The organism is Ramlibacter sp. (assembly GCF_028292805.1).
Taxonomy (GTDB): domain Bacteria; phylum Pseudomonadota; class Gammaproteobacteria; order Burkholderiales; family Burkholderiaceae_C; genus Ramlibacter.
The window spans coordinates 1-22,806 of record NZ_JAQGLS010000324.1 but is presented as its reverse complement, the minus strand read 5'-3'; the positions used below and the strand labels follow the sequence as shown (position 1 = coordinate 22,806).

The following is a 22,806-nucleotide window of genomic DNA, read 5'->3' as shown; positions in this document are numbered from 1 at the left end:
GCCAATGCGGGGTGGGGCGCCGCAGCCGCGCCCGGCGCCCGCGCCGGCGCGACGAAGGGGCGGGACGGCGGAAGAATCGCCGGCGGGGGCGCCGTGATGGCGACACCGCGCGTATTGGGAACGGCGCTGCGGACCGTGGCCGCCGGGGGGAGTGGAAGCGGGCGGGAAGCCGGCTGGCGCACGGGCCCCGGGCTGGCGACCGCCGGCGCCGGTTGCCGGGGCCGGGCAGGCGCCGCCACGACCGGGGCCACGCTGGAAGCCGACAGGCCTTCCCTGCGGATCGGCTGGGCCGCGGACTCCAGCGCCGGCTGCGCCTTGCGGTCGTCGGCGCCCTGGCGTGACTGCATGGCCGCCACTTCGAGCTTCTGCACCAGCTCGCCCGGTTCGTCGCGCGGTGACAGTATCAAAAGCGCGAGGGCTCCCGCGCCCGCCGCGATCGTCCAGGCCGCCTTGCGGTTCAAGCGCACGCCTTCGTCCGGCAAGGAATGCACGGAGGCGGGTGCGGCCTTGCGCGCCTCGGCGCCGGCAACGGGGCCAGGTCGCTGCGATGGCAAGGCGGCCAGCTGGTCGTCGTAGTCCCTGCGCAGCACCGGCGACGAGAGCACTTCATAGGCGCGGTTCACCCGGACGGCGGCGTCCGCGGGCCAGGGCGGAGCGTCGCTCGCCGCGAAGTCCGGGTGGATCAGCCGCATCAACAGCCGGTAACGCTCCTTCAGCTCCACCGGTTGGCCCTTGGGCGGCAAGCCGAGCACCGCATAGTGGTCCGCCCCCGGGTACAGCAGCCCGGCCCGCAGGAAGAAGGCAGCCGCCTCGCGCAAGGTGGGGCTGCCCGGGCGTGGCCTGCCTGCCGGCACGCCACGCCCGGCGGCGATCTGGAGGATTTCGCGGATCGAGCCGAACAGCAGCGCCGGCTGCCGCAGCCCCAGCTGGTGGCTGCCGGGCGCGGCGAAGTAGTCGAGCAAGGCCGCGTGCAGTGCCTGGGAGGTCGGACTGATCGGCTCTGCTGACTCGGTCATCTGCCGGTCCGCCCCTTACTGGGGCCGCGCCAGGGCCGTGTGCTCGGCCGAAGCACCGGTGGGTCCGTAGCCATAGTACGACTCGTAGTCCACCGGCATCGCGTTGTTCAGGGCCTGGGTGAGGACGACGCCACGCGGCACCAGGCCGCCCTGGCGCAGGCGGCGCAACGCGGCCTTGATCAGCGACTTGCGGGTCGAACCGGCCTGGACCACGAACAACACGTTCTGCAGCTGGTTGCCGAGCACGATCGAATCAGCCAGCCCGAGCATCGGCGGGGCGTCGACGATCACGTAATCGATACCCAGCGCCGCGGTGAGGTCCAGCAGCAGCAGCAGCTTGGGGCCGGTCAGCAGGTCGACCGGGTTGGGCGGCACCGGGCCCGCGGGCAGCACGGAGAGGTTGGGGACGACGGTCGGCGTCAGCAAGCGGTCGACGCGGGTATCGCTGGACAGCAGGTTCGACAGGCCGAAGTCGTTGGGGATGCCCAGCATCTTGTGGATGGTGGGGTTGCGCATGTCGGCGTCGATCAGCACCACCCGCTGGCCCATCTGGGCGAAGTTGATCGCCAGCGCCAGCGATGTCGTGCTCTTGCCTTCGTTGCGCGTCGTGCTGGTGATCACCAGGCGCTTGGGGGCCCCGTCGGTGGTGGAGAACTGCAGCGCCGTGCGTACCGAGCGGTAGGCCTCGGCAATGGCGGAGCGCGGATCTTCGTGCACCTCCATCGCCACGGCGCGCTTCTTGCCCTTGAGCTTGGGAATGATCCCCATGAGCGGCAGGCCCAGCACGCGCTCCACTTCGTCTGGATATTTGATCGAATCGTCCAGCACCTCCAAGGCCACCACGATCGCCGTCCCGAGCAGCATGCCGGCGATCAGGCCGATCAGCAGGTTGCGCATCAGGCTGGGCTTGAACGGGAACAGAGACGGCTCCGCGGCGTCGACCACGGAGATGTTGTTGCTCACGACGTTGCCGGAGATCCCCAGCTCCTTGAACCGCTGCAGCAGGCTGTCGTACAGCTGGCGGTTGGTGTCGACCTCGCGCCGCAGCAGGTTCAGGTCGATGCCGTGGTCTTGCGTGGTCAGCACCTGCTTGCGCGTTTGCGCCAGCTTTTCGCGCAGCAGGGCTTCCTGGCGCAGCGCGGAGTCGTACTGCGCCTGCAGCGTGGCCGCCACGCCCTGCACTTCGTTCGTGATCTGCGATTCGATCTCGACGATCTGCGCCTTGATCTGCTGCATCTTGGGGAACTCGGGCTTGTACAGGCGCAGGTTCTCCTGGTATTCGATCTCCAGCTTGGCCCGGCGCTCCCGGAACGCCTGGATGCTCTTGTTTTCCGCCACCGCGGATGCGGCCGCCGGGTTGCGCCGCATCTCGGAGGCCACCGCTTCGGCCTTGATGCGCTCCTGCTCCGCCTTGGACAACGCCGCCGCATAGTCGGTGTAGGTGGTGTTGATGGCGCTGGTCTTCTCGTCCAGGGTCAGGATCTGGTTGGCCTGGGCGTAGCTGTTCAGCCGCCGCTCCGACTCCTCCAGCCGCGCCTTCATCTGCTTGATCTGTTCCTCGAGAAATTTCTTGGCATAGGAGGACGCCTCCAGCCGCCTTTCCATCCCCATCGCGATGAATGACTGCACCGTGGTGTTGGCGATGCGGGCAGCCAGGTTCGGGTCGGTGTTATCGACATGCAGCGTCACCAGCCGCGATCCGCGCACCGGCTCCACTGTCACCGAGTTGAGGAAGCGCTGAACGACCGCTTCCCGGCCGAGCACTTCGACGTTGCGGGTGCTCGGGTTCATCATCTTCTGGTAGCCGGCGATCAGCCGGTCCAGGTAGTCGCGCTGGCCCGGCTGCTGCGCCGCGGCGGCTGCGTCCTCGCCGAGCTGGCGGGCGGGCGCCAGGGCGAGCGCGGCCTGGCCCGAGGGCGTCGAGTTGTCCAGCCGCAGTTCGTCGATCACGCGCTCGGCCAGCGAGCGGCTCTTGAGCAGTTCCTGCTGGGTGCGCATCGAGGCGGCGTCGTCGCCGCCACGCTCCTGTTCGGGATCCTTTTCGAAGCGCACCACGCGCGGCGATGCGGCGTCGATCTGCAGGATCACGCTGGAGCGGTACACCGGCGTGCTCAGGAAGGTGCGGACCGCCGCCACGGCGCAGGCCAGCAGCACGACCAGCAGCAGCGTCCACTTGTGCTTCAGGACGATGCGGCCGATGTCCGTCAGCGTCAGGGAGTCGTCGCCGGCCTGCTCTTCCTCGTGCCGCGCCAGCGCGCCGGCCTGCATCTGGAATGCCTGGCGCAGCGCCAGCTCATTGGCAACGGTGGGCGCAAAACCCGATGCATCATCACGTGAAAGATCGGAGGCGGACATGGACAGGAATTCTTGGAGTTGGAACTGCTGCCTCGGGACCGTGGGCCCGCCGCAGGTCAGTCGAGCTTAACGGCTCAGGACGGAGAACGGATTGATCGAGTCGATGATGTCGCGGAAGATCGAATCCTTCAACAGGGCCCGGGTGGCATCCCGCTGGACCACGATCACGTCGTCGCCGCGGATCGCCGGGTCTTCGTGCGTGCCGGCGCGGATGCGTTCGATGTCGAACGTCGCCACTTGCCGCTCGCCTTTGTCGCCCTGGCGGAAGATCTTGACTTCCGTGGAATTGGCGATCTGGCCAAAGCCGCCGGCCAGCGCCAGCGCCCGCAGCAGCGTCATCTGGCCCACGATGGGGTAGATGCCCGGCTTGGACACCGCGCCGTCGATGGTGATGCGCTGGGTGGTGAATTCGCGGATGAAGACGGACACCTGCGGGTCCTGCAGGTATTTCTGGCCGTACAGGCTGCCCACGTGGGCCTCGACCTGCTGCTGCGTGAGCCCGATGACGGTGACGGGGCCGATCAGGGGCAGCGTGACGAAACCGGCGGCATTGACCCGCACCGTGCGCTTGCCGTTTTCGAGGTTGAGCACCTCGATTTCGAGCAGGTCGTTCGCGCCGACGCGATATTCCATGCCCAGGCCCGCGCCCTGGGCCGGGCCGGCCGCAGCGGGCTGCTGGGCGGCTCCGCTGGTGGCGCGCGCCGGCGACTGGGGCGTGGCGGCGGCAGGCTGTTCGGAAGCCGCGGGGCGAAAAACCCCGTCGGGGGAGGTCAGGTAGCTCTGGGGCGGCCGCTGGGCCAGGCTCCCCGTCGCAACTGCCAGCAACGCCCCCGCGAACGCAAGACGATTCAAGAACGGAGACATACAACCCCCAAAACGGCGATTGTAGGGAAATCTCGCTGATCTCGGTGATCTTCCAGGGGAAGCCTCGATCCGTTTCAATGCTTGTCCGCCTCGGAAGTGAACGAGTCCGCGAAAAATTCCTCCGCCGGCAGGCGCGCCCGGGCGCAATAGTCGGACCGGGCGGAATCGACCACCACCGGCGCCCCGCATGCATACACCTGATGGCCCGACAGATCTGGGAAATCTTCCAGCACCGCGTTGTGAACAAAACCGGTGCGGCCCGTCCAATTGTCTTCTGGCAACGCGTTCGACACGACCGGCACATAGCGCAGGTTCGGCAGCTTGGCCAGCTGCTCCTGGACCCAGGCGTTCATGTAAAGGTCCGACGGCCTGCGGCCGCCCCAGTACAGGGTGGCCGGCCGCTGGCTGCCCTTGAACTGCAGCTGCTCGATCAGGGCCTTGATCGGCGCGAAGCCGGTGCCCGAGGCCAGCAGCACCATCGGCTTGCCGGAGTCCTCGCGCAGGTAGAAGCTGCCGAACGGGCCCTCGATGCGCAGGATCTCCTTTTCCTTCATGCCGGTGAACACGTGCTCGGTGAACTTGCCGCCCGGCATGTGCCGGATGTGCAGCTCGATGCCGGGCCCGTGATGCGGCGCGTTGGCCATCGAATAACTGCGGCGCGCCCCGTCCCGCAGGATGAACTCGACGTACTGGCCGGCGTGGTAGCGCATCGTGTCGTTGGCCGGCAGCTGCAGCCGCACGATCATCACGTCGTGCGAGACCTTCTGCATGCTGGTCACGCGCGAGGGCATCTTGCGGATCGGGAAGGCGCTTTCATCGGTGACCTGGCGCGACTCCAGCACCAGGTCGCTCTGCGGCACGGCGCAGCAGGTGAGGATCAGGCCCTCGGCCTCCTCCTGCGTCGACAGCGCCTTGGCCTGGTGCGTGCCGTGCACCACCGTGCCTTCGAGCTTGCGGCACTTGCAGGAGCCGCAGGCGCCGTCCTTGCAGCCATAGGGCAGGCCGATGCCTTGCCGGATCGCGGCCGCCAGGATCGCTTCCCCCTCCGTGGCGCTGAAGGCACGGCCGCTCGGTTGTACCGTGATCTGGAAGGGGCCGGGGGCCGTGGCGGCTGTCATTGCTTTCGGTATCCTCTGAGATCTTCGGTCTGTTCGCTGTCTTCCCGATTTTGCCCTCAATCCAGAACCCCCTCGGCGCCTTGCCCAGCCGCTTTCGCCGCCCGCGCGTGCTGGTGATCGGCTGCGGCGACGTCGGCCTGCGCGTCGCGCGGCAACTGGGCCCGCGCGTGCGGGTGATCGCCTTGACGTCGAGCCCTGGGCGGGTAGGCCAGCTGCGCTCGCGCGGCATCACGCCGCTGCAGGGCAACCTGGATGCACCGCGCTCGCTGGCGCGGCTGGCCGGCCTGGCCGAGCGCGTTGTGCACCTGGCGCCGCCAGGGGCCGATCTTGGCGGCTGCTGGTGGCGCGACCTGCGCAGCCAGGCGTTGCTGCGCGCCCTGCGCCTGCGCTCGCCTCCGTTCGCGCTGGTCTATGCCTCCACCAGCGGCGTCTATGGCGATTGCCAGGGTGCGCTGGTGGGCGAAAACCGGCTGCCGCGGCCGCAGACGCCGCGGGCGCAACGCCGGCTGGATGCCGAGCGCCAGGTGCGCTTCTTCGGCCGCGGCACCGGCGCGCGCGCCAGCATCCTGCGCATCCCGGGGATCTACGCGGCGGACCGCGCCGGCGGCACGCCGCGCGAGCGCCTGCTCAAGGGCACGCCGGTGCTGCGCGCCGAGGACGACGTCTACACCAACCACGTGCACGCCGACGACCTGGCGCGGATGGTCGTCGCCGCGCTCTGGAGGGGCCGCCCGCAGCGGGTGTACAACGCCAGCGACGACAGCCGGCTGAAGATGGGCGAGTATTTCGACCTGGCCGCCGGCCTGTACGGCCTGGCGCCGCCGCCCAGGATCGCGCGCGACACGGCGCAGGACCGGCTGCCGCTGGTGCTTCTGAGCTTCATGGGCGAGTCGCGCCGCCTGGACAACGCCCGCATCAAGCACGAACTGCGGGTGCGGCTGCTGTTCCCGACGCCCAAGGAAGGCCTGCAAGCGCCCCGGGACGCGGCCTGATCGGTGCCAGCCTTCAGATGCCGGCGGGCCGCCGCAAGGTGGTCATGCGGTCGACGCCCTTGAGCGTGAGCTGCCGGATCTCCGACCCCTTCAGGATGGTCAGCTGCACCTCGTCGTCGGGGTTGGCGCGCGACCACAGCTTCTTGTAGAAGGCCTCCAGGGTGCTCACCGGCGCGCCGTCGATCGCCAGCACCACGTCGCCCGGCACCAGGCCCGCGGCATGCGCCGGGCCTTCGCGGTTGACACGCACGACATGCAGGCGCCCGCTTTGCTCCGCCGAGCTCAGTCCCAGCCAGGGCCGGTGGCTGCTGCGGGTGCTGCCGGTCTGCTGCAGCTCCGCCAGGATCGGCTTGAGCAGGTCGACCGGCACGAACATGTTGCCCGGCAGACGACCGTCGCCGCCCAGGGCGTCGCCGACGAACAGGCTGCCGATGCCAAGCAGTTCGCCGCGCTGGTTGAACAGCGGCGCGCCGCTGTGGTTGCGCAGCGGCGGGCTGGTGAACAGGGCCGACTCGATGTGGTATTCCCAATAGCCCGAAAACGGCCGACGGCTCACCAGCTGCGTCATGGCGATGCTGCCGTCCTCGCCGCCGACCGCCGCCAGCAACGCCTCGCCCGGCTCCAGCGGCGCGGTCGCCCCCAGCGCCACGGGGCTGATCCCGCGCAGCGGCAGCAGCGGACGGATCAGGCCGAAGCCGGTGGCCAGATCGTGCGCCACCGCCCGCGCCGGCAGCCGGCGGTGGTCGTGGGTGACGACCTGGATCGCGTCCGCCTCCAGCACCAGGTAGCCGATCGTCAGGATCAGGCCGTCCGGGCCGATCACCACGCCCGAACCGCTGCGCTGGCGTCCCAGCGTCTCTGCCGAACGGGCGCCATCCGCCGCAGTCACCTCGATGCCAACCACCGCCTCGTTGGCGCGGGTGAGCGCGTCGATCATGGCCTGGTAACCGGGCTGCGCGGTCGCCGCGGGCGCCCCGCAGACAGCTCCGAGCCACAGCAGCAGCAAGGCGGCGGGCCGGCGGGCCAAGCGAAGGAGGGCCATGGCGGATCCTCGGTAGTGGTTGCCCCAAGAATGCGCCAAAGGCCGCGGGTCCGCAACCGAAGGGGCCATGGGATAGCGCACCAAATCTGGGTCGGCTCAATTGCGCGATTGCAATTGGCGACCATTCACGGCAATGCCGGTGCGAACCCGGATGCGAATTGTTTGCATAATGGCGACACGTAAAACGACTTGAGGACGAGTGCTATGGCGACCTACCTGGAATTGCGCGAGCAGGCCGAAAAACTGCTGGCCGAAGCGGAGAAGATGCGTGACAAGGAGATTGCGGACACGATTTCCGACATCAAGGAAAAGATCCGGGCTTACGGCCTGAGCGCGGAAGACCTGGGCCTGGCCCGCGGCGCTCCGCGCGGCGTGCGCCCCAAGGCCACGCCCAGCGCGGCCAAATACCGCGGACCGAACGGAGAAACCTGGTCGGGTGGGCGCGGGCGCAAGCCGCAATGGGTCGCCGAAGCGCTCAAGCAGGGTCGCAAGATCGAGGAATTCGAAATCCGCGCGGGCCGCTGAGCGCGCTTTCTTGCGTGACGCAGAGAAAAGGGGCCCTCGAGCCCCTTTTTTTCAATTCAGCCGCCGTCAATTCAGGTGCGGGCGTCGGCGTTGCCTGCAACGGCGGGCTTGCCGGAAGCAGCCACCCAGCGGTACAGCAAGTGATAGCAGAGCATGCAACCCGCCAGCGCCGCCAGCAGCAATTGCGGCTGGTCAAAGAACAGCACGGCCGGCACCACGGGAACCAGGGCACAGAACCACATCACCACGGACACGGCTGCGTTGCGCAGGTTGGCGTTCAGCCGGGCCAGCCGGGGGTAGATCAGCTGCGTGGCGACCAGGCTGTGCAGGTGGTGGCGGTCGGCCATGCCCGGCGATTGCCGGACCTTGCTGCGGCGGATCACGCTGTAGAGCACTTCGATGGTGGGGTAGCCGCACAGCAGCACGCTCGCCCACGGCGACACGCCGGGATTGCGTGCCAGCAGTTCGACCGACAGCCAGGCCAGCGCAAAGCCGGAAAAATAGGCGCCACCGTCGCCCAGGAACAACTTGCCCCAGGGGAAATTGACCAGCCAGAAACCCCCCATGGCAGCGGCCAGCACGATGCCGGCGACGGCCAAGGGCGCGTCGCCGACCGCTTGGGCGATCGCCGCGAGCGCCAGGCTGGAGATGATGACGGTGCCGCTGGCCAGCCCGTGGAAGCCGTCGATGATGTTCACCGCGTTGGCCACGCCCCCGACCGCGAAAGCCGTGAACAGCACTGCGATCGGCCAGATGGCCAGCAGCAAGTCGGCCGCCGGCAGGTCGATCCGCGTCAGCCCAATGCCGGTCAGCACCACGGCCACGGCGCCGCTGCCCATGGTCACCAGCAGGCGGGTGCGCACGGCGACCCGCTTGGTCACGTCCTCGATCAGGCCGACGGCCAGCGCGGGCATGCCCGCCAGCAGTACGGTGGCCAGCAACTTGCGCTCGGCTTCGCCGGGCAGCAGGCCCCAGGCGGCCGCAACCGCCAGGTAGATGGCGACGCCACCCACCCGCGGGGTCGGGTCGAAATGGAACTTCTGCACGCCACTGGGCAGGTCCATCGTCAGGTGGCCGTGTTTGTGGGCGCTCAGCACCAGCGCCTGAGCCACCAGCAGCGCGACGATCAACGTCGCAGCCACGGCCAGCAAGGGACTCAGTGAAAGCACAACGGGATTCCTTTGACTGCGTGCACCCACCGGTCGGGCCGGGAACACTTTGTGACAGAGAGTGCGCACTTTATTGCAGAAGGCGAGTGCATGCAAGCTTTAGTTGCCATGCGCCTGCAGCCAAATCTGCGGTGGGTGACCGCCTCGGACGAGTGCAGCAGCAGCTGGCTAGGCGACTTTCCCTATATGCCCCAGCTCCTGCGACAACACTGCCGACCGGCGGCCGACCTCCTGCGTGAGCTGCCGCGCCTTGCGCTGGCTGTCCGCGCCGCTGCGGGTGATCAGCGTGACCGCCGCTGCAAGCTTTCCCTTGTGCGAAAACACAGGAGCGCTGAACCCATGGATTCCGGACTGCACCTGATCCTGGACCTCTGCGAAGCAGGCGCTGCGCACGGCCGCGAGCAATGCTTGGACGTCGTCGTGCCGACCCAGGATCTGGCGGCGTCGGGCGGGTGCCGCACTCATCCATTCACTTTCTACCGATGCGAGTACAGCGGGATGTTCCATGAAAGCCGCGAACACCTGCCCTGTTGCGCTGGACAGCATGGGAAGCATGGCGCCGATGCGGGCAATCAGCATCACGGCATGACCGCTTTCCTCCAAAGCCACGATCGTCGGCCCTGTCCCGCCCCAGACTGACAGCATCGACGTTTCGCCTGTGGCGTCGCGCAACGCCACCAGCGCCCGAGCACCCAGCCGAATGGGATCCCGCGTGTTAAAGGATGCGACCCCGATGCGGAATGCGAGGGATCCGAAAAGATAGTGGCCGGTGCGCTCATCTTGGTCTACCAGTCCGCATCGGAGGAAGCTGACCAGGTAGCGCCGTGCCTTGCTTGGCTCCATACCTGCGAGTTGTGCCAACCGCGTCAGCGCGACAGGGCCGCCTGCATCGGCTAGCGCCCGCAGGATGTCAGCGCCGACCTCGATGGACTGAATTCCAGGCGCATCGATCGTACGCCCGTTCTCGTTGACTTCGCTCAAGAGCTACTTTCCGGTTAAGGGGCTACCCCTGATTGTACTAACCATAATCGATGCCAGAATATACAAGTCAATTCTCACGCAGCGTTCGAAAAAGGGGAGACCATGAAAGTAGCCATCGTAGGCGGCGGCATCGGCGGCCTGACCACTGCCCTGATGCTCCACGACGCCGGCATGCAAGTGCAGGTGTTCGAATCCGTATCAGAGGTGAAGCCGGCGGGCGTCGGCATTAATCTGCTGCCGCACGCAGTCAAGCGCCTCGCAAAGATCGGCGTGTTGCAGGACTTGTATGACGTGGCCATTCCCACGGAGAGTCTGACCTTTTTTAGCAAGTTCGGGCAGCAGATCTGGACCGAACCGCGAGGCTTGGCCGCGGGCTATCAATGGCCGCAGTTCTCTATTCACCGCGGTGAGCTGCAGGTGATCCTGCACAGGACGGCGCTTGCGCGGCTGGGCGAGCAGAACGTGAAGACCGGCCACCACTTCGAGAATTACGAGACTGGGGCAGACGGCATCGTGGCGCAGTTCCGCGACACGGCCAGCCAGCGAATCGTCGAAGTGAAGGCAGACGTCTTGATTGGCGCCGACGGCATTCATTCAACTGTGCGCGAGCGCATCCACCCAGAGGAAGGGCCCCCGGTGTGGAGTGGTACCGTCATGTGGCGCGCAACCACCGAGATGGAGCCCTTCCTGGGAGGCAAGGCCATGATCATGGCCGGTACACCACCGCACAAGTTCGTCTGTTATCCCATCTCCATCAAGACCGCCGAGCAAGGCCGGTCGCTGGTGAATTGGATCGCCGACATCCGCATCGGCGGCCCCTCCCCCTACAAGCGCGAGAATTGGACGCAGCGCGCTGACATGCAGACCGTCCTCAAATACTTTCAGGATTGGAAGTTTGACTGGCTTGACATTCCAGGATTGATCTCGAAGGCGACCACGGTCTACGAGTACCCGTTGATGGATCGTGAACCGTTCGCCTCCTGGACGGACGGCCGCGCCACCTTGCTGGGCGACGCCGCCCACCCGATGTATCCCATGGGATCCAACGGTGCGTCTCAGGCGATCCTGGATGCCGAGGCGATCACCAATGCCTTGTTGGTGGAACCGGACGTGGAAAGAGCGCTGGCGCGGTACGAGAACGAGCGCCGCCCGGCGACCGCGGCGGTCGTCCTGGCTAACCGCGAGAGCGGCCCGGAGCGCGTGATGAAGCTGGCGGACGATCTGGCGCCGCGGGGTTTCGACGACATCGAACAGGTGATTCCCTATGCCGATCGGCTGGCCATCGCCGAGCAGTACAAGCGCTTGGCCGGCTTCGACATCGCGACCGTAAACGCAGAGTAATGCCGCCCATTCAACCCCAGGAGACAAGATGAAAAAACGGACCGTGAACAGCTTGCTGTTGGCGCTTGGCGCAATGGCGCTACCGGTGGTCAGTTGGAGTCAAGCTTTCCCCAACAAGCCGCTGAAGTTGATCGTCCCATTCCCCGCGGGTGGCCCCGCGGATGCGGCAGCGCGGGTGCTTGCCGAAGGAATGTCGGCCCAGTTGGGCCAGCCGGTGATCATTGAGAACCGGGGTGGTGCGAGCACGATGATCGCTACCAGCACGGTTCAGCGTGCGCCTGCGGACGGCTACACCATCGGCATGGTCGAAAACGCCTTCGCGATCAACCACGTGCTGACCTCTACACCGCAGGGGGAAGCAATCCTGGGCACTGCCAAGCTCCCCTACGAAACCTTCAAGGACTTTTCTCTCATCGCCCAGTGGGGCACGCTCCCACTGGTGATCATCGGCCGGCCCAACCTGCCCGCCGCCGACTTCAAGGCGGTGCTCGCGCAGGCAAAGAGCCAGCCCGGTCAGCTTTCGCTGGGCACGCTGGGGCCGGGGAACCCATTCTCCATCGGGCTGGCGTGGCTGAGTCAGCTTTCCGGCGCGCAGATCGTCGACATTCCGTACAAAGGGCTCGCGCCTGCCACGCAAGACTTGATGGGCGGCCAGATTGACCTGTTGATCACCGTGCTCCGCAGCGCAAAGCCGCTTGTGGACACGGGGAAGGCCAAGATGTACGCAACGCTCTCGGCCCAGCGCTCCCCCGAGCTGCCGAACATTCCAACCGTAGCGGAGCACGGGTTCCCGGGCTACGACGTGAGCAGTTGGTTCGGCATCATCGGCCCCGCCGGGCTGAGCAAGGATGTGGAGACGCGGCTGACGGAGGCGATCCGCAAAACCGTCGCGGAGCCGTCGATCAATGAACGGCTCGCGGTGGCCGGAACCGAGGCCACGTACAAGCCGCCAGAGCAGTTCCGAGCCCACCTCCAGAGCGAAGTAACGAAGTACAAGGGGATCATCAGCAAGCTGAAGCCAAAGTGAAGTGAGCGGCGCGCCTTCTCGTATCCACGCGGGTCACACGAGCCAGATCCAAGCGCTCGATCGCACGCAGCCCGGCTTGCCAATGAAAGCTGGGCGCGCGGGAACGGTCACGCACGATTAAAAACGCCACGGGAACAAACGCCACGGGACGACCACGCTGTTTGCCGCCCTAAACACATTGGATGGCAGCGTGATCTCGTCCGACAACTGAGTATGCGCAACCCACGCGGAACAGGATGCGGAAAACCGCTCCTGAATGATCGCTGTAGAGCTATGGTGCCGGAGCCCGGAATCGAACCGGGATGGTGTTGCCACCGGCAGATTTTGAGTCTGCTGCGTCTACCGATTTCGCCACTCCGGCCACGGAAGAAGGAAGCAGGAAATTATGGCACAGTGCCGCCATGCATTATCCGACCATTGAGGACGCGATCGGCCGCACGCCGCTGGTGGCGCTGCAGCGCATAGGCGCTGCTGACAACGTTGCGCGCGGCAACGTCATCCTGGGCAAGCTCGAGGGCAACAACCCGGCGGGCTCCGTCAAGGACCGGCCGGCGCTGTCGATGATCAAGCGCGCCGAGGAGCGCGGCGAGATCAAGCCGGGCGACACGCTGGTGGAGGCGACCTCCGGCAACACCGGCATCGCGCTGGCCATGGCCGCCGCCATCAAGGGCTACCGCATGGTGCTGATCATGCCGGAGGACCTGTCGATCGAGCGCGCCCAGACCATGAAGGCCTTCGGTGCGGAGCTGGTGCTCACGCCCAAGAGCGGCGGCATGGAGTACGCGCGCGACCTGGCCGAGAACATGCAGCGCGAGGGCAAGGGCCGGGTGCTGGACCAGTTCGCCAACGCCGACAACCCGCGCATCCACTACGAAACCACCGGCCCCGAGCTGTGGGAGCAGACGGCGGGCCGCATCACGCACTTCGTCAGCGCGATGGGAACCACCGGCACCATCACCGGCGTGTCGCGGTTCCTCAAGGAGAAGAACCCCCAGGTGCGCATCATCGGCGCCCAGCCCAGCGAGGGCTCGCGCATCCCCGGCATCCGCAAGTGGCCCGAGGAGTACCTGCCCAAGATCTACGACCCCTCCACCGTGGACGAACTGGTGCTGGTGAGCCAGGACGAGGCCGAGGAGATGTGCCGGCGGCTGGCGCGGGAAGAGGGCATCTTCGCGGGCATCTCCGCTGCGGGAGCCTGCTGGGTCGCGCAGCAGGTCGCGCAGCAGGTCGAGAACGCCACCATCGTGTTCGTGGTGTGCGACCGCGGCGACCGCTACCTGTCCACTGGCGTATTTCCGGCGTGAGCGCCGCCCGGCCGCGCAAAGGCGCTCGCCCCCTCCGCTTGCGAAGGGGGCGAGCGCAGGTCGCGCGGACCAGCCTGGGGGAGGTTCCCTCATGAGCGAGTACCGGTTCTGCCCGCAGTGCGCCACGCCGCTGCAACTGGTGGCGCAGATGGAGGATGGCGGCGAAAAGCAGCGCCTGCGCTGCACCGCCTGCGGCTGGACCCACTGGAACAATCCCACGCCGGTGCTGGCGGCGATCGTGCAGTATCGCGACAAGGTCCTGCTGGCGCGCAACGCCGCCTGGGCCGGCAAGATGTATGCGTTGATCACCGGCTTCATGGAGGCCGGCGAGACGCCGCGGGAAGGCATCGCCCGCGAGATCGCCGAGGAGACCAGCCTGTCGGTCCAGGAGCTGAACCTGGTGGGGGTCTATGATTTCCAGCGCATGAACCAGGTGATCATCGCCTACCATGCGCTTTGCGAGGGCGAGGTGAAGCTGTCACCGGAGCTGGTCGACTACAAGCTGTTCGGCTACGACGAGGTGAAATGCTGGCCCGCCGGCACCGGGCACGCGCTGGCCGACTGGCTGCGGGGCCGGGGCATCGAGCCGCAATTCACCGACTGGACCAGGCGTTGAGGAGACACTGATGGTATTCGACAAGGAAATCGACACCCGCGGGCTGAACTGCCCGCTGCCCATCCTGAAGGCCAAGAAGGCCTTGACGGACATGCAGAGCGGGCAACTGCTCAAGGTCGTCTCGACCGACGGCGGCTCGCTGCGCGACTTTCAGGCCTTTTCCAAGCAGACCGGCAACGAATTGGTCGAACAGCAGACGCTGGGCAACGAATTCGTGCACCTGCTGCGCCGGCGCTGACCGGCGCGCCGGGTCAGCGCAGCGAGAGCGCCTGCAGGTACTCGCGAAAGGCCGGGCCGACCTCCGGGTGCATCAGGGCGAATTCGACCGTCGCTTGCAGGAAGCCTTGCTTGCTGCCGCAGTCGTAGCGTTTGCCCAAGTAGCTGTACGCGTGCACGCCTTCGGTGGCGATCAGCTGGGCGATGCCGTCCGTCAGCTGGATCTCGCCGCCGCTGCCGCGCGGCTGGTTGCGGATGCAGTCGAACACCGCCGGCGTCAGGATGTAGCGACCGGCCACGCCCAGGCGTGACGGCGCATCTTGCGGCGTGGGCTTTTCCACCATCTGCGTGACTTTCACCAGCCGCTCGCCGGCCGGCTTGCCGGCCACGATGCCGTAGCGGCGCACGTGCTCCAGCGGCACTTCCTGCACTGCCAGCAGCGAAGCCTGGGTTTGCTGGAACACCTCCACCATCTGGGCCAGCACGCCCTTGCCGCCCTGCGGGCCCCACATCAGGTCGTCGGCCAGCAGCACGGCGAACGGCTCGTGGCCGACGATCGGCTGCGCGCACAGCACCGCGTGCCCCAGCCCCAGCGAGCGCGGCTGCCGCACGAAGGAGCAGTCCATGTCGGCCGGTGCCAGCGACCGAACCAGCTCCAGCAGCTCGGTCTTGCCGCTGCTTTCCAGCTCGCTTTCGAGCTCGTAGGCGGTGTCGAAATGGTCCTCGATGGCCCGCTTGTTGCGGCCGGTGACGAACACCATGTGCCGGATGCCGGCCTCGTAGGCTTCTTCCACGGCGTACTGGATCAGCGGCTTGTCGACGATGGGCAGCATTTCCTTGGGCTGGGCCTTGGTGGCGGGGAGAAAGCGCGTGCCCAGTCCGGCGACTGGGAAGACGGCCTTGTCGATGTTCGTTGACTTGTTCATGGACGGTGGGCGGGTGGACGGGTGGACGGGTTCTGGCTACAGTGGTCGGTTTTCTTCTCGGCAGTTTGGCATTCTTCCACGGCGCGCCAGCGCGCCTGGTCAGACAAGGACGGCGTTTGGACATCCTACTTCTCGAGCGCCTGCTGCCCGAGGCCGAAGCCTGGCTGGCGGCCCGGCATTCGATCGCCTACGTCCCCGAGCTCGCGGCGGCGGACCCGGCCACGCTGCGCAAGGCAATATACAAGACCGGCGCCATGGTCCTGCCGCGCAAGTTCGTGCTCACCCGGGAGGTGCTCGATTTCGCGCCCCTGCTCAAGGCCGTCGCCCGGCTGCACGGGAGCAGCGACAACACCGACCTCGAGGCTTGCCGCGAGCGCCGCGTGCGCGTGATCCAGTCCACCACGGCCAACGTGCGCTCCAACGCGGAGTACCTGCTGGCCGGCCTGCTGATGATGTTTCGCCGCGGCATCGCCGCTCCGCTGGTGGGCGAGCGCCATGCGCCCCTGCGCATGGGGCGCGAACTGCACGGCAGCGTGGTTGGCTTGCTGGGACTGGCCCCGACTGCCCATGCGCTGGCACTGATGCTGCAGTCGCTCGGGGCCAAGCTGATCGGCTACGACCCGGCCGTCCACCACACCGCGCCCAGCTGGGCGCGGCTGCGGGTGCAGCCGGTGGGCATCGAGCAGCTGATGGCGCAGTCCGACGCGATCTCGGTGCAGGTGCTCTATGCATCCCGCTACCAGGGTTTCATCAACGCCAAGGTGCTGCAGCATTGCAAGCCGGGCCAGACCTGGGTGGGCATCACGCGCTCGGCGCTGTTCGACCCGCATGCGCTGGCGGCTGCCCTGCACGACGGCCGCATCGAGGCGGCGCTGCTCGATGGCGCGGAGGCCGGCTTCGCCTCGCGCGGCAGCCCGCTGCACGACCTGGACAACCTGATGCTGACACCGCGCCTGGGCGCGCACACCCGCGAGGCGCGCCTGCGCGCCAGCTGGTACGTGGCCCACCGGCTGCACGAGGCGCTGACGGCGCCGCGCCACACCGGCTTCGAAGTCCTCAGTGCGCGGATGGATCTGGACGGCCCGCAGTCGGAGCCGCCCCAGACCCGCGCCGGGGTCTCGGTGCCGGGCTTGCTGGGCGCCTGAGGCTCAGCCCAGGCGCGCCAGCTGCGCCTGCAGCTTCTCGATCGCGGCCGTGAAGTCCGTGATGCGCTTGCGCTCCTGCTCGATCACCGCCGGCTTGGCCTTGGCGACGAAGGCCTGGTTGGCGAGCTTGGCGTTGGCCTTGCCCAGCTCGCCTTGCAGGCGGGCGGCTTCCTTGCCCAGGCGCGCCTTCTCGGCGACGACGTCGATCTCCATGTACAGGCACAGGCGCGTGTCGCCCACCACCGCGACCGGCGCCGACTGGGCGGCCGCGGCCCAGGAGGCTTCGTCGTCGAACACCTTCACTTTGCTCAGCTTGGCCAGCGCCTGCAGCACCGGTGCCGCCTCGCGCATGAAGCCGGCGTCACCCACGACGTAGGCCGGCAGCCGGGTCGAGGGCGAGACGTTCATCTCGCCGCGCAGGTTGCGGCAGGCGTCCACCACCGTCTTCAGGCGCGCCATCCAGGCTTGCGCCTCGGGCGCCTCGTTGGCCGGCTCGGCTTGCGGATAGGGCGCGATGCTGATCGACTCGCCGCTCTGGCCCGCCACCGGCGCCACTTTCTGCCACAGCTCCTCGGTGATGAAGGGGATGACGGGATGGGCCAGCCGCAGGATGGCTTCCAGCACCCGGATCAGGGTGCGGCGGGTGCCGCGCTGCTGCGCCGCGTCGCCGGTCTGGATCTGCACCTTGGCGATTTCCAGGTACCAGTCGCAGTACTCGTCCCAGACGAACTGGTAGATCGTGTTGGCGACATTGTCCAGGCGGTATTCGGCAAAGCCCCTGGCCACTTCGGCTTCGGTCTTTTGCAGCAGCGAGACGATCCAGCGGTCGGCCGGCGTCAGCGCGGCGTCCTGCTGCGCCAGGTCCTGGCCCTCGCAGTTCATCAGCACGAAGCGGGTGGCGTTCCACAGCTTGTTGCAGAAATTGCGGTAGCCCTCGCAGCGTTTGGGGTCGAAGTTGATCGAGCGACCCAGGGTGGCCAGCGAGGCGAAGGTGAAGCGCAGCGCATCGGCGCCGAACGCCGGGATGCCGTCGGGGAATTCTTTCTCCGTGTTCTTGCGCACCGTGGGCGCGGTCTCGGGCTTGCGCAGGCCGGTGGTGCGCTTGTCCAGCAGCGGCGGCAGCGAGATGCCGTCGATCAGGTCGACCGGGTCCAGCACGTTGCCTTCCGACTTGCTCATCTTCTTGCCGTGGGAGTCGCGCACCAGCCCGTGGATGTAGACGTGCCGAAACGGCACCTGGCCGGTGAAGTGGGTGGTCATCATGATCATCCGGGCGACCCAGAAGAAGATGATGTCGTAGCCCGTCACCAGCACGGTGGAGGGCAGGTACAGGTCCAGGTCCTTGGTCTTCTGGGGCCAGCCCAGGGTGGAGAAGGGCACCAGCGCCGACGAGTACCAGGTGTCCAGCACGTCGGGATCGCGCGTGAGCGTCTTGCCCGGCGCCTGCGCCTGCGCATCGGCTTCGGTGGCGGCCACGTAGACCTTGCCGTCCTCGTCGTACCAGGCCGGGATCTGGTGGCCCCACCAAAGCTGGCGCGAGATGCACCAGTCCTGGATGTTGTTCATCCACTGGTTGTAGGTGTTGACCCAGTTTTCCGGCACGAAACGCACCTGGCCGGTCTGCACCGCATCGATGGCCTTCTGCGCGATCGACTTGCCGGTGGGGTCCTGGTCGCTGACCTTGGTCATCGCCACGAACCACTGGTCGGTGAGCATGGGCTCCACCACCTGGCCGGTGCGGGCGCAGCGTGGCACCATCAGCTTGTGCTTCTTGGTCTCTTCCAGCAGGCCGAGCGCCTGCAGGTCCGCCACGACCTTCTTGCGGGCCACGAAGCGGTCCAGCCCGCGGTAGACGGCCGGCGCGTTGTCGTTGACCGTGGCGTCGAGGTTCAGCACCCCGATGATGGGCAGCCCGTGCCGCTGGCCCACGGCATAGTCGTTCGGGTCGTGCGCCGGCGTGACCTTGACGACGCCGGTGCCGAACTCGCGGTCCACGTAGTCGTCTGCGATCACCGGGATCTCGCGGTCGCACAGCGGCAGCCTGACGCTCTTGCCGATCAGGTGCAGGTAGCGCTCGTCTTCCGGATGCACCATCACGGCGACGTCGCCCAGCATGGTCTCGGGCCGCGTGGTCGCCACCGTCAGGTGGCCTTCCCCCTGCGCCAGCGGATAGCGGATGTGCCAGAGGAAGCCGTCTTCCTCCTCGCTCTCCACTTCCAGGTCGCTGACTGCCGTCTTGAGTTCCGGGTCCCAGTTCACCAGCCGCTTGCCGCGGTAGATCAGGCCTTGCTGGTACAGCTGCACGAAGGTCTGCGTGACCACCTTGGACAGCTTCTCGTCCATTGTGAAGTACTCGTGCGACCAGTCCACGCTGTCGCCCATGCGGCGCATCTGGGTGGTGATGGTGTTGCCCGACTTCTCCTTCCACTCCCAGACCTTCCTCACGAAGTCCGGGCGGCCCAGGTCGTGGCGGCTTTGCCCCTGTTCCTGCAGCTGGCGCTCCACGACGATCTGGGTGGCGATGCCGGCATGGTCGGTGCCCGGCACCCACAGTGTGTTGAAGCCGCGCATCCGGTGGTAGCGCGCCAGGCTGTCCATGATGGTCTGGTTGAACGCGTGCCCCATGTGCAGGGTGCCGGTCACGTTCGGTGGCGGCAACTGGATGGCGAAGGCGGGTTCGCCGTCGCGCGGCGCGCCGGTGCCGCGGTAGCCCGCGGTGGCGTAGCCACGCTGTTCCCACAGCGGGCCCCACTTGGCCTCGATGGCGGCGGGTTCGAAGGATTTGGAAAGGCTGTCCAGCCCGGGTTGTTCAGTGCTCACCCCGGGATTTTACGGTTGCACTTTGCACGATGTTCCGCGCGGTCCGGACGAAAGGGAAAATTCAGGCCGGAAACTCGCGCGCCGCCGCCAGGCATTCCTTGAGCACACGGGCATCGCCCAGCTGGTTGGCCAGCAGCAGGATCAGCCTGGCATTGAGCAGCTGCGACTGCTGCGGCGTCAGCCCCTGGTGGGCGTCCAGCAGCTGTTCGTAGAAGCCGTCGGCGTCCTGCAGGTTCGGGGTGGTCTTCATTCGGCGTCCTCCTGCAGGCCGGCGCCGAGCGCCTGGCCGATCGCATGCACCAGGGCAGCGTCGACGCTTTCCCCGGTGGCGGCAACGTAGCTGTCGGGGCGCACCAGCGCCCAGGCGTGGCCGAACACGTGGCAGGCGCCCTGCAGGTGGCCTTTGGGGTCGTGCACGAACTCCCTGGCGCCTGGCCGCTGGTCGCTGGCGACCACCTGCACGCAGCACAGGGGCGCGGTTTCGGCCAGGCTGCGCGCGCGCGCCAGACCGGCCGACGAGACGCCGCCGAACAGCAGCAACAGCAGGCGGCCGTCGGCCCAGCGCAGCAGGTCGGTGACTTCGCCGCGCGAGCCGTCGGCCCACTCGAAGGCGACGTTTTGCACCGACAGGCCGCCGGTGCGGCCGCAGGCGCTGGACTCGGTGTAGGGGTTGGGCACGGCCATGCGGCCGGTGTCGACGAACTGGCGGGCGAACAGGTGTTGCCGCGCCAGGCCAAGGGCGGCGTCGCGGAACGTCTTTTCCATCGGTGAGCCGGGCCGCAGAAAGCGGGCGGTGCGGTTGGTCACCAGCACGTTCTGACGTGCGGCCTCGTGCCGTTCCTGGTGATAGCTGTCCAGCACGGCGGGGGCGGCATGGCCGCGGATGACGGCCGCCAGCTTCCAGGCCAGGTTGTCGGCGTCCGAGATGCCGGTGTTGCCGCCGCGCGCGCCGAACGGGCTGACCACCTTGGCCGAGTCGCCCATGAAGAACACGCGGCCGTGCCGCATGGCGTCGACGCACTCGCTGCGGTAGGCGTAAGGGCCGACCCAGACGATCTCCACGCCGGCGTCGGCGCCGAACTGGCGTGCCAGCCGCTCGCGCACCACGTCTTCCCGGCTGACCTCGGCCGGATCGGAGTCGGGCGCCATCTGGTAGTCGATCCGCCAGACGTTGTCGCCCATCAGGTGCTGCCAGACCGCGCGGTTCTCGTTGAAGGGCGCCTCGATCCAGGTGTGGCGCTCCACCGGCGGCTTGCGGGTGAAGCGCACGTCGGCGATGCACCAGCGGTCGTCGCCCTTCCTGGCCGTGACGGAGGCGCCGACCCACTTGCGAAACGGGCTATGGCAGCCGGTGGCGTCGATCACGTGGTCGGCGCGCAGCCGGTAGTCGCCGGCCGGCGTGCTGACGGTGAGGGTGGCGGCCTCGCCGTCCTGGGCAAAGCCGGTGACGCGGTTCTGCCAGCGCAGCTGCACGTGCCCCAGCTCGGCGATCCGGTCGACCAGGAAGGCCTCGATGTAGAACTGCTGGATGTTGATGAAGGGCGGCTGGCTGGACAGGTTGTAGGCGCTTTGCTGGCGCAGGTCGAACGAGTACACCTCGTCGGCGCCGGCGAAGGTGCGGCCCACGCTCCACTGGATGCCCTTGGCGGCGATCCGGTCGTACACCCCCAGCCGCTGGAAGATTTCCAGCGACTTCTGCGTGTAGCAGATCCCGCGCGAGGCGGCGCCCTTGACGCCCACGGTGTTGTCCTCGTCCAGCACGATGGCCGCCACGCCGTACTGCGCCAGCGCGCAGGCGGCGGTCAGGCCGGCCAGCCCGCCGCCCACGATCACCACCGGATGGTGGCTGGCCTGGCCGGAGGCGATCTCCGGCGGCGCGCGGAAAGGGTACTGGGGCAGCTCGTAGCCGCTGCCGGTGGTGAACTGGTAGCCGTGCGTCCTCGCGGTTTCGGCGTAGCGTTCGGCCATGGTTCCTCGATTCACCGTTGCGTAACGGATTGACTGTACCGGAACGCCGACCGCCCGCGCCTAGTGGAAAACAGCCGGTTCGACCTCGTCATCAGCTCTGGGGGGGGCAATAGCCATGCGGCGTAAAGTGCATTGAGGCTGGCTATTAGACGCAACGTGGCGAGCTGACTACGCTAGCAGCGTCTTCGGCCCTGGAGGCCCCTCCCGTTTGCAACTTCATCCACCACCAAGGAGAGTTTCATGGCAGCACTCAAAGGCTCGAGGACGGAAGAAAACCTCAAGGCCGCGTTCGCGGGCGAATCGCAGGCGAACCGCCGCTACCTGTATTTCGCCAACAAGGCCGACGTGGAAGGCCAGAACGACGTGGCGGCCCTGTTCCGCTCCACGGCCGAAGGCGAGACCGGCCATGCCCACGGCCACCTCGAGTGGCTCGAGCAGTGCGGCGACCCGGCCACTGGCTTGCCGATCGGCGCCACCCGCGACAACCTCAAGGCCGCCGTCGCCGGCGAGACCCACGAATACACCGACATGTACCCGGGCATGGCCAGGACGGCGCGCGAGGAGGGCCACGACGAGATCGCCGACTGGTTCGAGACGCTGGCCAAGGCCGAGAGGTCGCACGCCAACCGCTACACGCGGGCGCTGAACGAACTGGTCGATTGAGGGGCTACGGGATAGGGGCTAAGGCCTGGCGAAAAGCCCGCTCACGTCCTTGCCCCTGCAAACCATGCCCACCGAAGGCAGCCTCCAGGCGCCCACCCGCCACCCCATCGGCTGGCAGGCGCCGGAGTATTACGACCAGCCAGCGGCGTTCACGGAACTGGAACGCATCTTCCACATCTGCCACGGCTGCCGCCGTTGCGTCAGCCTGTGCGGCGCCTTTCCCACGCTGTTCGACCTGGTCGACCAGGGCAAGACCGGCGAGGTCGACGGCGTCGCCAGGAAGGACTACTGGAAGGTGGTCGACCAGTGCTACCTGTGCGACCTGTGCTACATGACCAAGTGCCCCTACGTGCCGCCGCACGAGTGGAACGTGGACTTCCCCCACACCATGCTGCGGGCCAAGGCGATCAAGTTCAAGCAGGGCGGCGTTGGCTTCGGGGAGAAGTTCCTGGCCGCCACCGACGTGCACGGCCAGTTCGCCGGGATCCCGGTGGTGGTGCAGCTGGCCAACGCGGTGAACCGGGCCAGGCCGGCCCGGGCGCTGATGGAAAGCACCCTGAACGTGGATCGCAACGCCTGGCTGCCGGCGCTGGCCACGCGCAGGTTCCGCAAGGCGGCGCCCACCACGCAGGACTTTGCGGTGCGGGCCGGCGAGCGCTCGCCCGGCAAGGTCGCGATCTTCGCCACCTGCTACGTCAACTACAACGAGCCCGGCATC

Annotated in this window: 20 protein-coding genes, 1 tRNA gene and 2 pseudogenes; 11 read left to right on the top strand and 12 right to left on the bottom strand. The window is 67.4% G+C overall.

Annotated features, from left to right (window positions below; translation table 11 throughout):
* From JWP65_RS19715 to JWP65_RS19700, 4 genes are all read right to left on the bottom strand, one after another.
* Nucleotides 1-1,016: DnaJ domain-containing protein (locus JWP65_RS19715; RefSeq protein ID WP_299766847.1), on the bottom strand; the 1,016-nt coding region annotated here is incomplete at its 3' end.
* Between the two features lie 15 nt (nucleotides 1,017-1,031).
* Nucleotides 1,032-3,371 (bottom strand): polysaccharide biosynthesis tyrosine autokinase, encoded by a 2,340-nt coding sequence (locus tag JWP65_RS19710; RefSeq protein WP_299766843.1) that lies wholly within the window; start codon nucleotides 3,369-3,371, stop codon nucleotides 1,032-1,034.
* Nucleotides 3,372-3,437: 66 nt separating this feature from the next.
* On the bottom strand, nucleotides 3,438-4,223 hold the full coding sequence (locus tag JWP65_RS19705) for a polysaccharide biosynthesis/export family protein (protein ID WP_299766841.1): 786 nt from the start codon (nucleotides 4,221-4,223) through the stop codon (nucleotides 3,438-3,440).
* Nucleotides 4,224-4,309: 86 nt separating this feature from the next.
* Complete coding sequence (locus JWP65_RS19700; protein WP_299766839.1) at nucleotides 4,310-5,353, bottom strand: CDP-6-deoxy-delta-3,4-glucoseen reductase; 1,044 nt, start codon at nucleotides 5,351-5,353, stop codon at nucleotides 4,310-4,312.
* 50 nt (nucleotides 5,354-5,403) lie between these two features.
* Between JWP65_RS19700 and JWP65_RS19695 the strand changes: the two genes are divergently transcribed.
* Nucleotides 5,404-6,345: an SDR family oxidoreductase gene (locus tag JWP65_RS19695; RefSeq protein WP_299766837.1), complete on the top strand. Its 942-nt coding sequence runs from the start codon at nucleotides 5,404-5,406 to the stop codon at nucleotides 6,343-6,345.
* A gap of 13 nt (nucleotides 6,346-6,358) precedes the next feature.
* Here the strand turns inward: JWP65_RS19695 and JWP65_RS19690 are convergent, their stop codons facing one another.
* Nucleotides 6,359-7,387 (bottom strand): S1C family serine protease, encoded by a 1,029-nt coding sequence (locus tag JWP65_RS19690; protein ID WP_299766835.1) that lies wholly within the window; start codon nucleotides 7,385-7,387, stop codon nucleotides 6,359-6,361.
* Nucleotides 7,388-7,591: 204 nt separating this feature from the next.
* Here JWP65_RS19690 and JWP65_RS19685 point away from each other — a divergent pair, with 204 nt between their 5' ends.
* The gene (locus JWP65_RS19685) at nucleotides 7,592-7,912 is read left to right on the top strand and encodes an H-NS histone family protein (RefSeq protein ID WP_299766833.1); all 321 of its coding nucleotides are present in this window, start codon (nucleotides 7,592-7,594) and stop codon (nucleotides 7,910-7,912) included.
* Nucleotides 7,913-7,983: 71 nt separating this feature from the next.
* Here the strand turns inward: JWP65_RS19685 and JWP65_RS19680 are convergent, their stop codons facing one another.
* Together JWP65_RS19680 and JWP65_RS19675 are read right to left on the bottom strand one after the other, a co-directional pair.
* Nucleotides 7,984-9,081: a glycosyltransferase gene (locus tag JWP65_RS19680; RefSeq protein ID WP_299766831.1), complete on the bottom strand. Its 1,098-nt coding sequence runs from the start codon at nucleotides 9,079-9,081 to the stop codon at nucleotides 7,984-7,986.
* A 168-nt stretch (nucleotides 9,082-9,249) separates the two neighbouring features.
* A complete protein-coding gene (locus JWP65_RS19675) occupies nucleotides 9,250-10,062 on the bottom strand; it encodes an IclR family transcriptional regulator (protein ID WP_299766829.1) in 813 nt (270 codons plus the stop codon).
* 102 nt (nucleotides 10,063-10,164) lie between these two features.
* Between JWP65_RS19675 and JWP65_RS19670 the strand changes: the two genes are divergently transcribed.
* The 3 genes and pseudogenes from JWP65_RS19670 to JWP65_RS19660 form a co-directional block, all read left to right on the top strand.
* Entirely contained in the window at nucleotides 10,165-11,403 is a 1,239-nt protein-coding gene (locus JWP65_RS19670) for a flavin-dependent oxidoreductase (RefSeq protein WP_299766827.1), read from the top strand.
* A gap of 28 nt (nucleotides 11,404-11,431) precedes the next feature.
* Nucleotides 11,432-12,430: a tripartite tricarboxylate transporter substrate binding protein gene (locus JWP65_RS19665; protein WP_299766826.1), complete on the top strand. Its 999-nt coding sequence runs from the start codon at nucleotides 11,432-11,434 to the stop codon at nucleotides 12,428-12,430.
* A gap of 40 nt (nucleotides 12,431-12,470) precedes the next feature.
* A pseudogene (locus JWP65_RS19660) lies at nucleotides 12,471-12,626 on the top strand (IS630 family transposase); the annotation flags it as partial.
* Between the two features lie 78 nt (nucleotides 12,627-12,704).
* Here JWP65_RS19660 and JWP65_RS19655 read toward each other — a convergent pair.
* Nucleotides 12,705-12,791 (bottom strand) — tRNA-Leu (locus JWP65_RS19655).
* Between the two features lie 40 nt (nucleotides 12,792-12,831).
* On the opposite strand from JWP65_RS19655, the gene cysM reads away from it, so the two are divergent.
* The 3 genes from cysM (at nucleotide 12,832) to JWP65_RS19640 (ending at nucleotide 14,588) form a co-directional block, all read left to right on the top strand.
* Nucleotides 12,832-13,734 (top strand): cysteine synthase CysM, encoded by a 903-nt coding sequence (gene cysM, locus JWP65_RS19650; protein WP_299766824.1) that lies wholly within the window; start codon nucleotides 12,832-12,834, stop codon nucleotides 13,732-13,734.
* 91 nt (nucleotides 13,735-13,825) lie between these two features.
* Nucleotides 13,826-14,350 (top strand): NUDIX domain-containing protein, encoded by a 525-nt coding sequence (locus tag JWP65_RS19645; protein WP_299766822.1) that lies wholly within the window; start codon nucleotides 13,826-13,828, stop codon nucleotides 14,348-14,350.
* 10 nt (nucleotides 14,351-14,360) lie between these two features.
* Complete coding sequence (locus JWP65_RS19640) at nucleotides 14,361-14,588, top strand: sulfurtransferase TusA family protein (RefSeq protein WP_299766820.1); 228 nt, start codon at nucleotides 14,361-14,363, stop codon at nucleotides 14,586-14,588.
* Between the two features lie 13 nt (nucleotides 14,589-14,601).
* Here JWP65_RS19640 and galU read toward each other — a convergent pair whose 3' ends face one another.
* Nucleotides 14,602-15,492, bottom strand: coding sequence for a UTP--glucose-1-phosphate uridylyltransferase GalU (gene galU / locus JWP65_RS19635; RefSeq protein ID WP_299766818.1), 891 nt, complete (start codon nucleotides 15,490-15,492; stop codon nucleotides 14,602-14,604).
* Nucleotides 15,493-15,608: 116 nt separating this feature from the next.
* On the opposite strand from galU, the gene JWP65_RS19630 reads away from it, so the two are divergent.
* Nucleotides 15,609-16,637, top strand: a complete 1,029-nt coding sequence (locus JWP65_RS19630) for an NAD(P)-dependent oxidoreductase (RefSeq protein ID WP_299766816.1) — start codon at nucleotides 15,609-15,611, stop codon at nucleotides 16,635-16,637.
* A gap of 3 nt (nucleotides 16,638-16,640) precedes the next feature.
* Here JWP65_RS19630 and JWP65_RS19625 read toward each other — a convergent pair whose 3' ends face one another.
* From JWP65_RS19625 to JWP65_RS19615, 3 genes are all read right to left on the bottom strand, one after another.
* Nucleotides 16,641-19,457 carry a valine--tRNA ligase gene (locus JWP65_RS19625; protein WP_299766814.1) on the bottom strand — a complete coding sequence of 939 codons (2,817 nt, stop codon included), beginning with the start codon at nucleotides 19,455-19,457 and terminating at the stop codon, nucleotides 16,641-16,643.
* 61 nt (nucleotides 19,458-19,518) lie between these two features.
* Nucleotides 19,519-19,707 (bottom strand): DUF2783 domain-containing protein, encoded by a 189-nt coding sequence (locus JWP65_RS19620; protein ID WP_299766812.1) that lies wholly within the window; start codon nucleotides 19,705-19,707, stop codon nucleotides 19,519-19,521.
* A complete protein-coding gene (locus JWP65_RS19615) occupies nucleotides 19,704-21,425 on the bottom strand; it encodes an FAD-dependent monooxygenase (RefSeq protein WP_299766809.1) in 1,722 nt (573 codons plus the stop codon). The genes JWP65_RS19620 and JWP65_RS19615 overlap by 4 nt, the downstream gene beginning before the upstream one ends.
* A 240-nt stretch (nucleotides 21,426-21,665) precedes the next feature.
* Here JWP65_RS19615 and JWP65_RS19610 point away from each other — a divergent pair, with 240 nt between their 5' ends.
* Together JWP65_RS19610 and JWP65_RS19605 are read left to right on the top strand one after the other, a co-directional pair.
* Complete coding sequence (locus tag JWP65_RS19610) at nucleotides 21,666-22,088, top strand: rubrerythrin family protein (protein WP_299766807.1); 423 nt, start codon at nucleotides 21,666-21,668, stop codon at nucleotides 22,086-22,088.
* Between the two features lie 64 nt (nucleotides 22,089-22,152).
* Nucleotides 22,153-22,806, top strand: a pseudogene (locus JWP65_RS19605) (Fe-S oxidoreductase); the annotation flags it as partial.

Bases quoted from the DNA above. Each gene is read 5' to 3' on its own strand.
- JWP65_RS19710 (WP_299766843.1), bottom strand. From the start codon at position 3,371: ATGTCCGCCTCCGATCTTTCACGTGATGATGCATCGGGTTTTGCGCCC.
- JWP65_RS19700 (WP_299766839.1), bottom strand. From the start codon at position 5,353: ATGACAGCCGCCACGGCCCCCGGCCCCTTCCAGATCACGGTACAACCG.
- JWP65_RS19690 (WP_299766835.1), bottom strand. From the start codon at position 7,387: ATGGCCCTCCTTCGCTTGGCCCGCCGGCCCGCCGCCTTGCTGCTGCTG.
- JWP65_RS19685 (WP_299766833.1), top strand. From the start codon at position 7,592: ATGGCGACCTACCTGGAATTGCGCGAGCAGGCCGAAAAACTGCTGGCC.
- JWP65_RS19670 (WP_299766827.1), top strand. From the start codon at position 10,165: ATGAAAGTAGCCATCGTAGGCGGCGGCATCGGCGGCCTGACCACTGCC.
- JWP65_RS19665 (WP_299766826.1), top strand. From the start codon at position 11,432: ATGAAAAAACGGACCGTGAACAGCTTGCTGTTGGCGCTTGGCGCAATG.
- cysM (WP_299766824.1), top strand. From the start codon at position 12,832: ATGCATTATCCGACCATTGAGGACGCGATCGGCCGCACGCCGCTGGTG.
- JWP65_RS19645 (WP_299766822.1), top strand. From the start codon at position 13,826: ATGAGCGAGTACCGGTTCTGCCCGCAGTGCGCCACGCCGCTGCAACTG.
- JWP65_RS19640 (WP_299766820.1), top strand. From the start codon at position 14,361: ATGGTATTCGACAAGGAAATCGACACCCGCGGGCTGAACTGCCCGCTG.
- galU (WP_299766818.1), bottom strand. From the start codon at position 15,492: ATGAACAAGTCAACGAACATCGACAAGGCCGTCTTCCCAGTCGCCGGA.
- JWP65_RS19620 (WP_299766812.1), bottom strand. From the start codon at position 19,707: ATGAAGACCACCCCGAACCTGCAGGACGCCGACGGCTTCTACGAACAG.
- JWP65_RS19615 (WP_299766809.1), bottom strand. From the start codon at position 21,425: ATGGCCGAACGCTACGCCGAAACCGCGAGGACGCACGGCTACCAGTTC.
- JWP65_RS19610 (WP_299766807.1), top strand. From the start codon at position 21,666: ATGGCAGCACTCAAAGGCTCGAGGACGGAAGAAAACCTCAAGGCCGCG.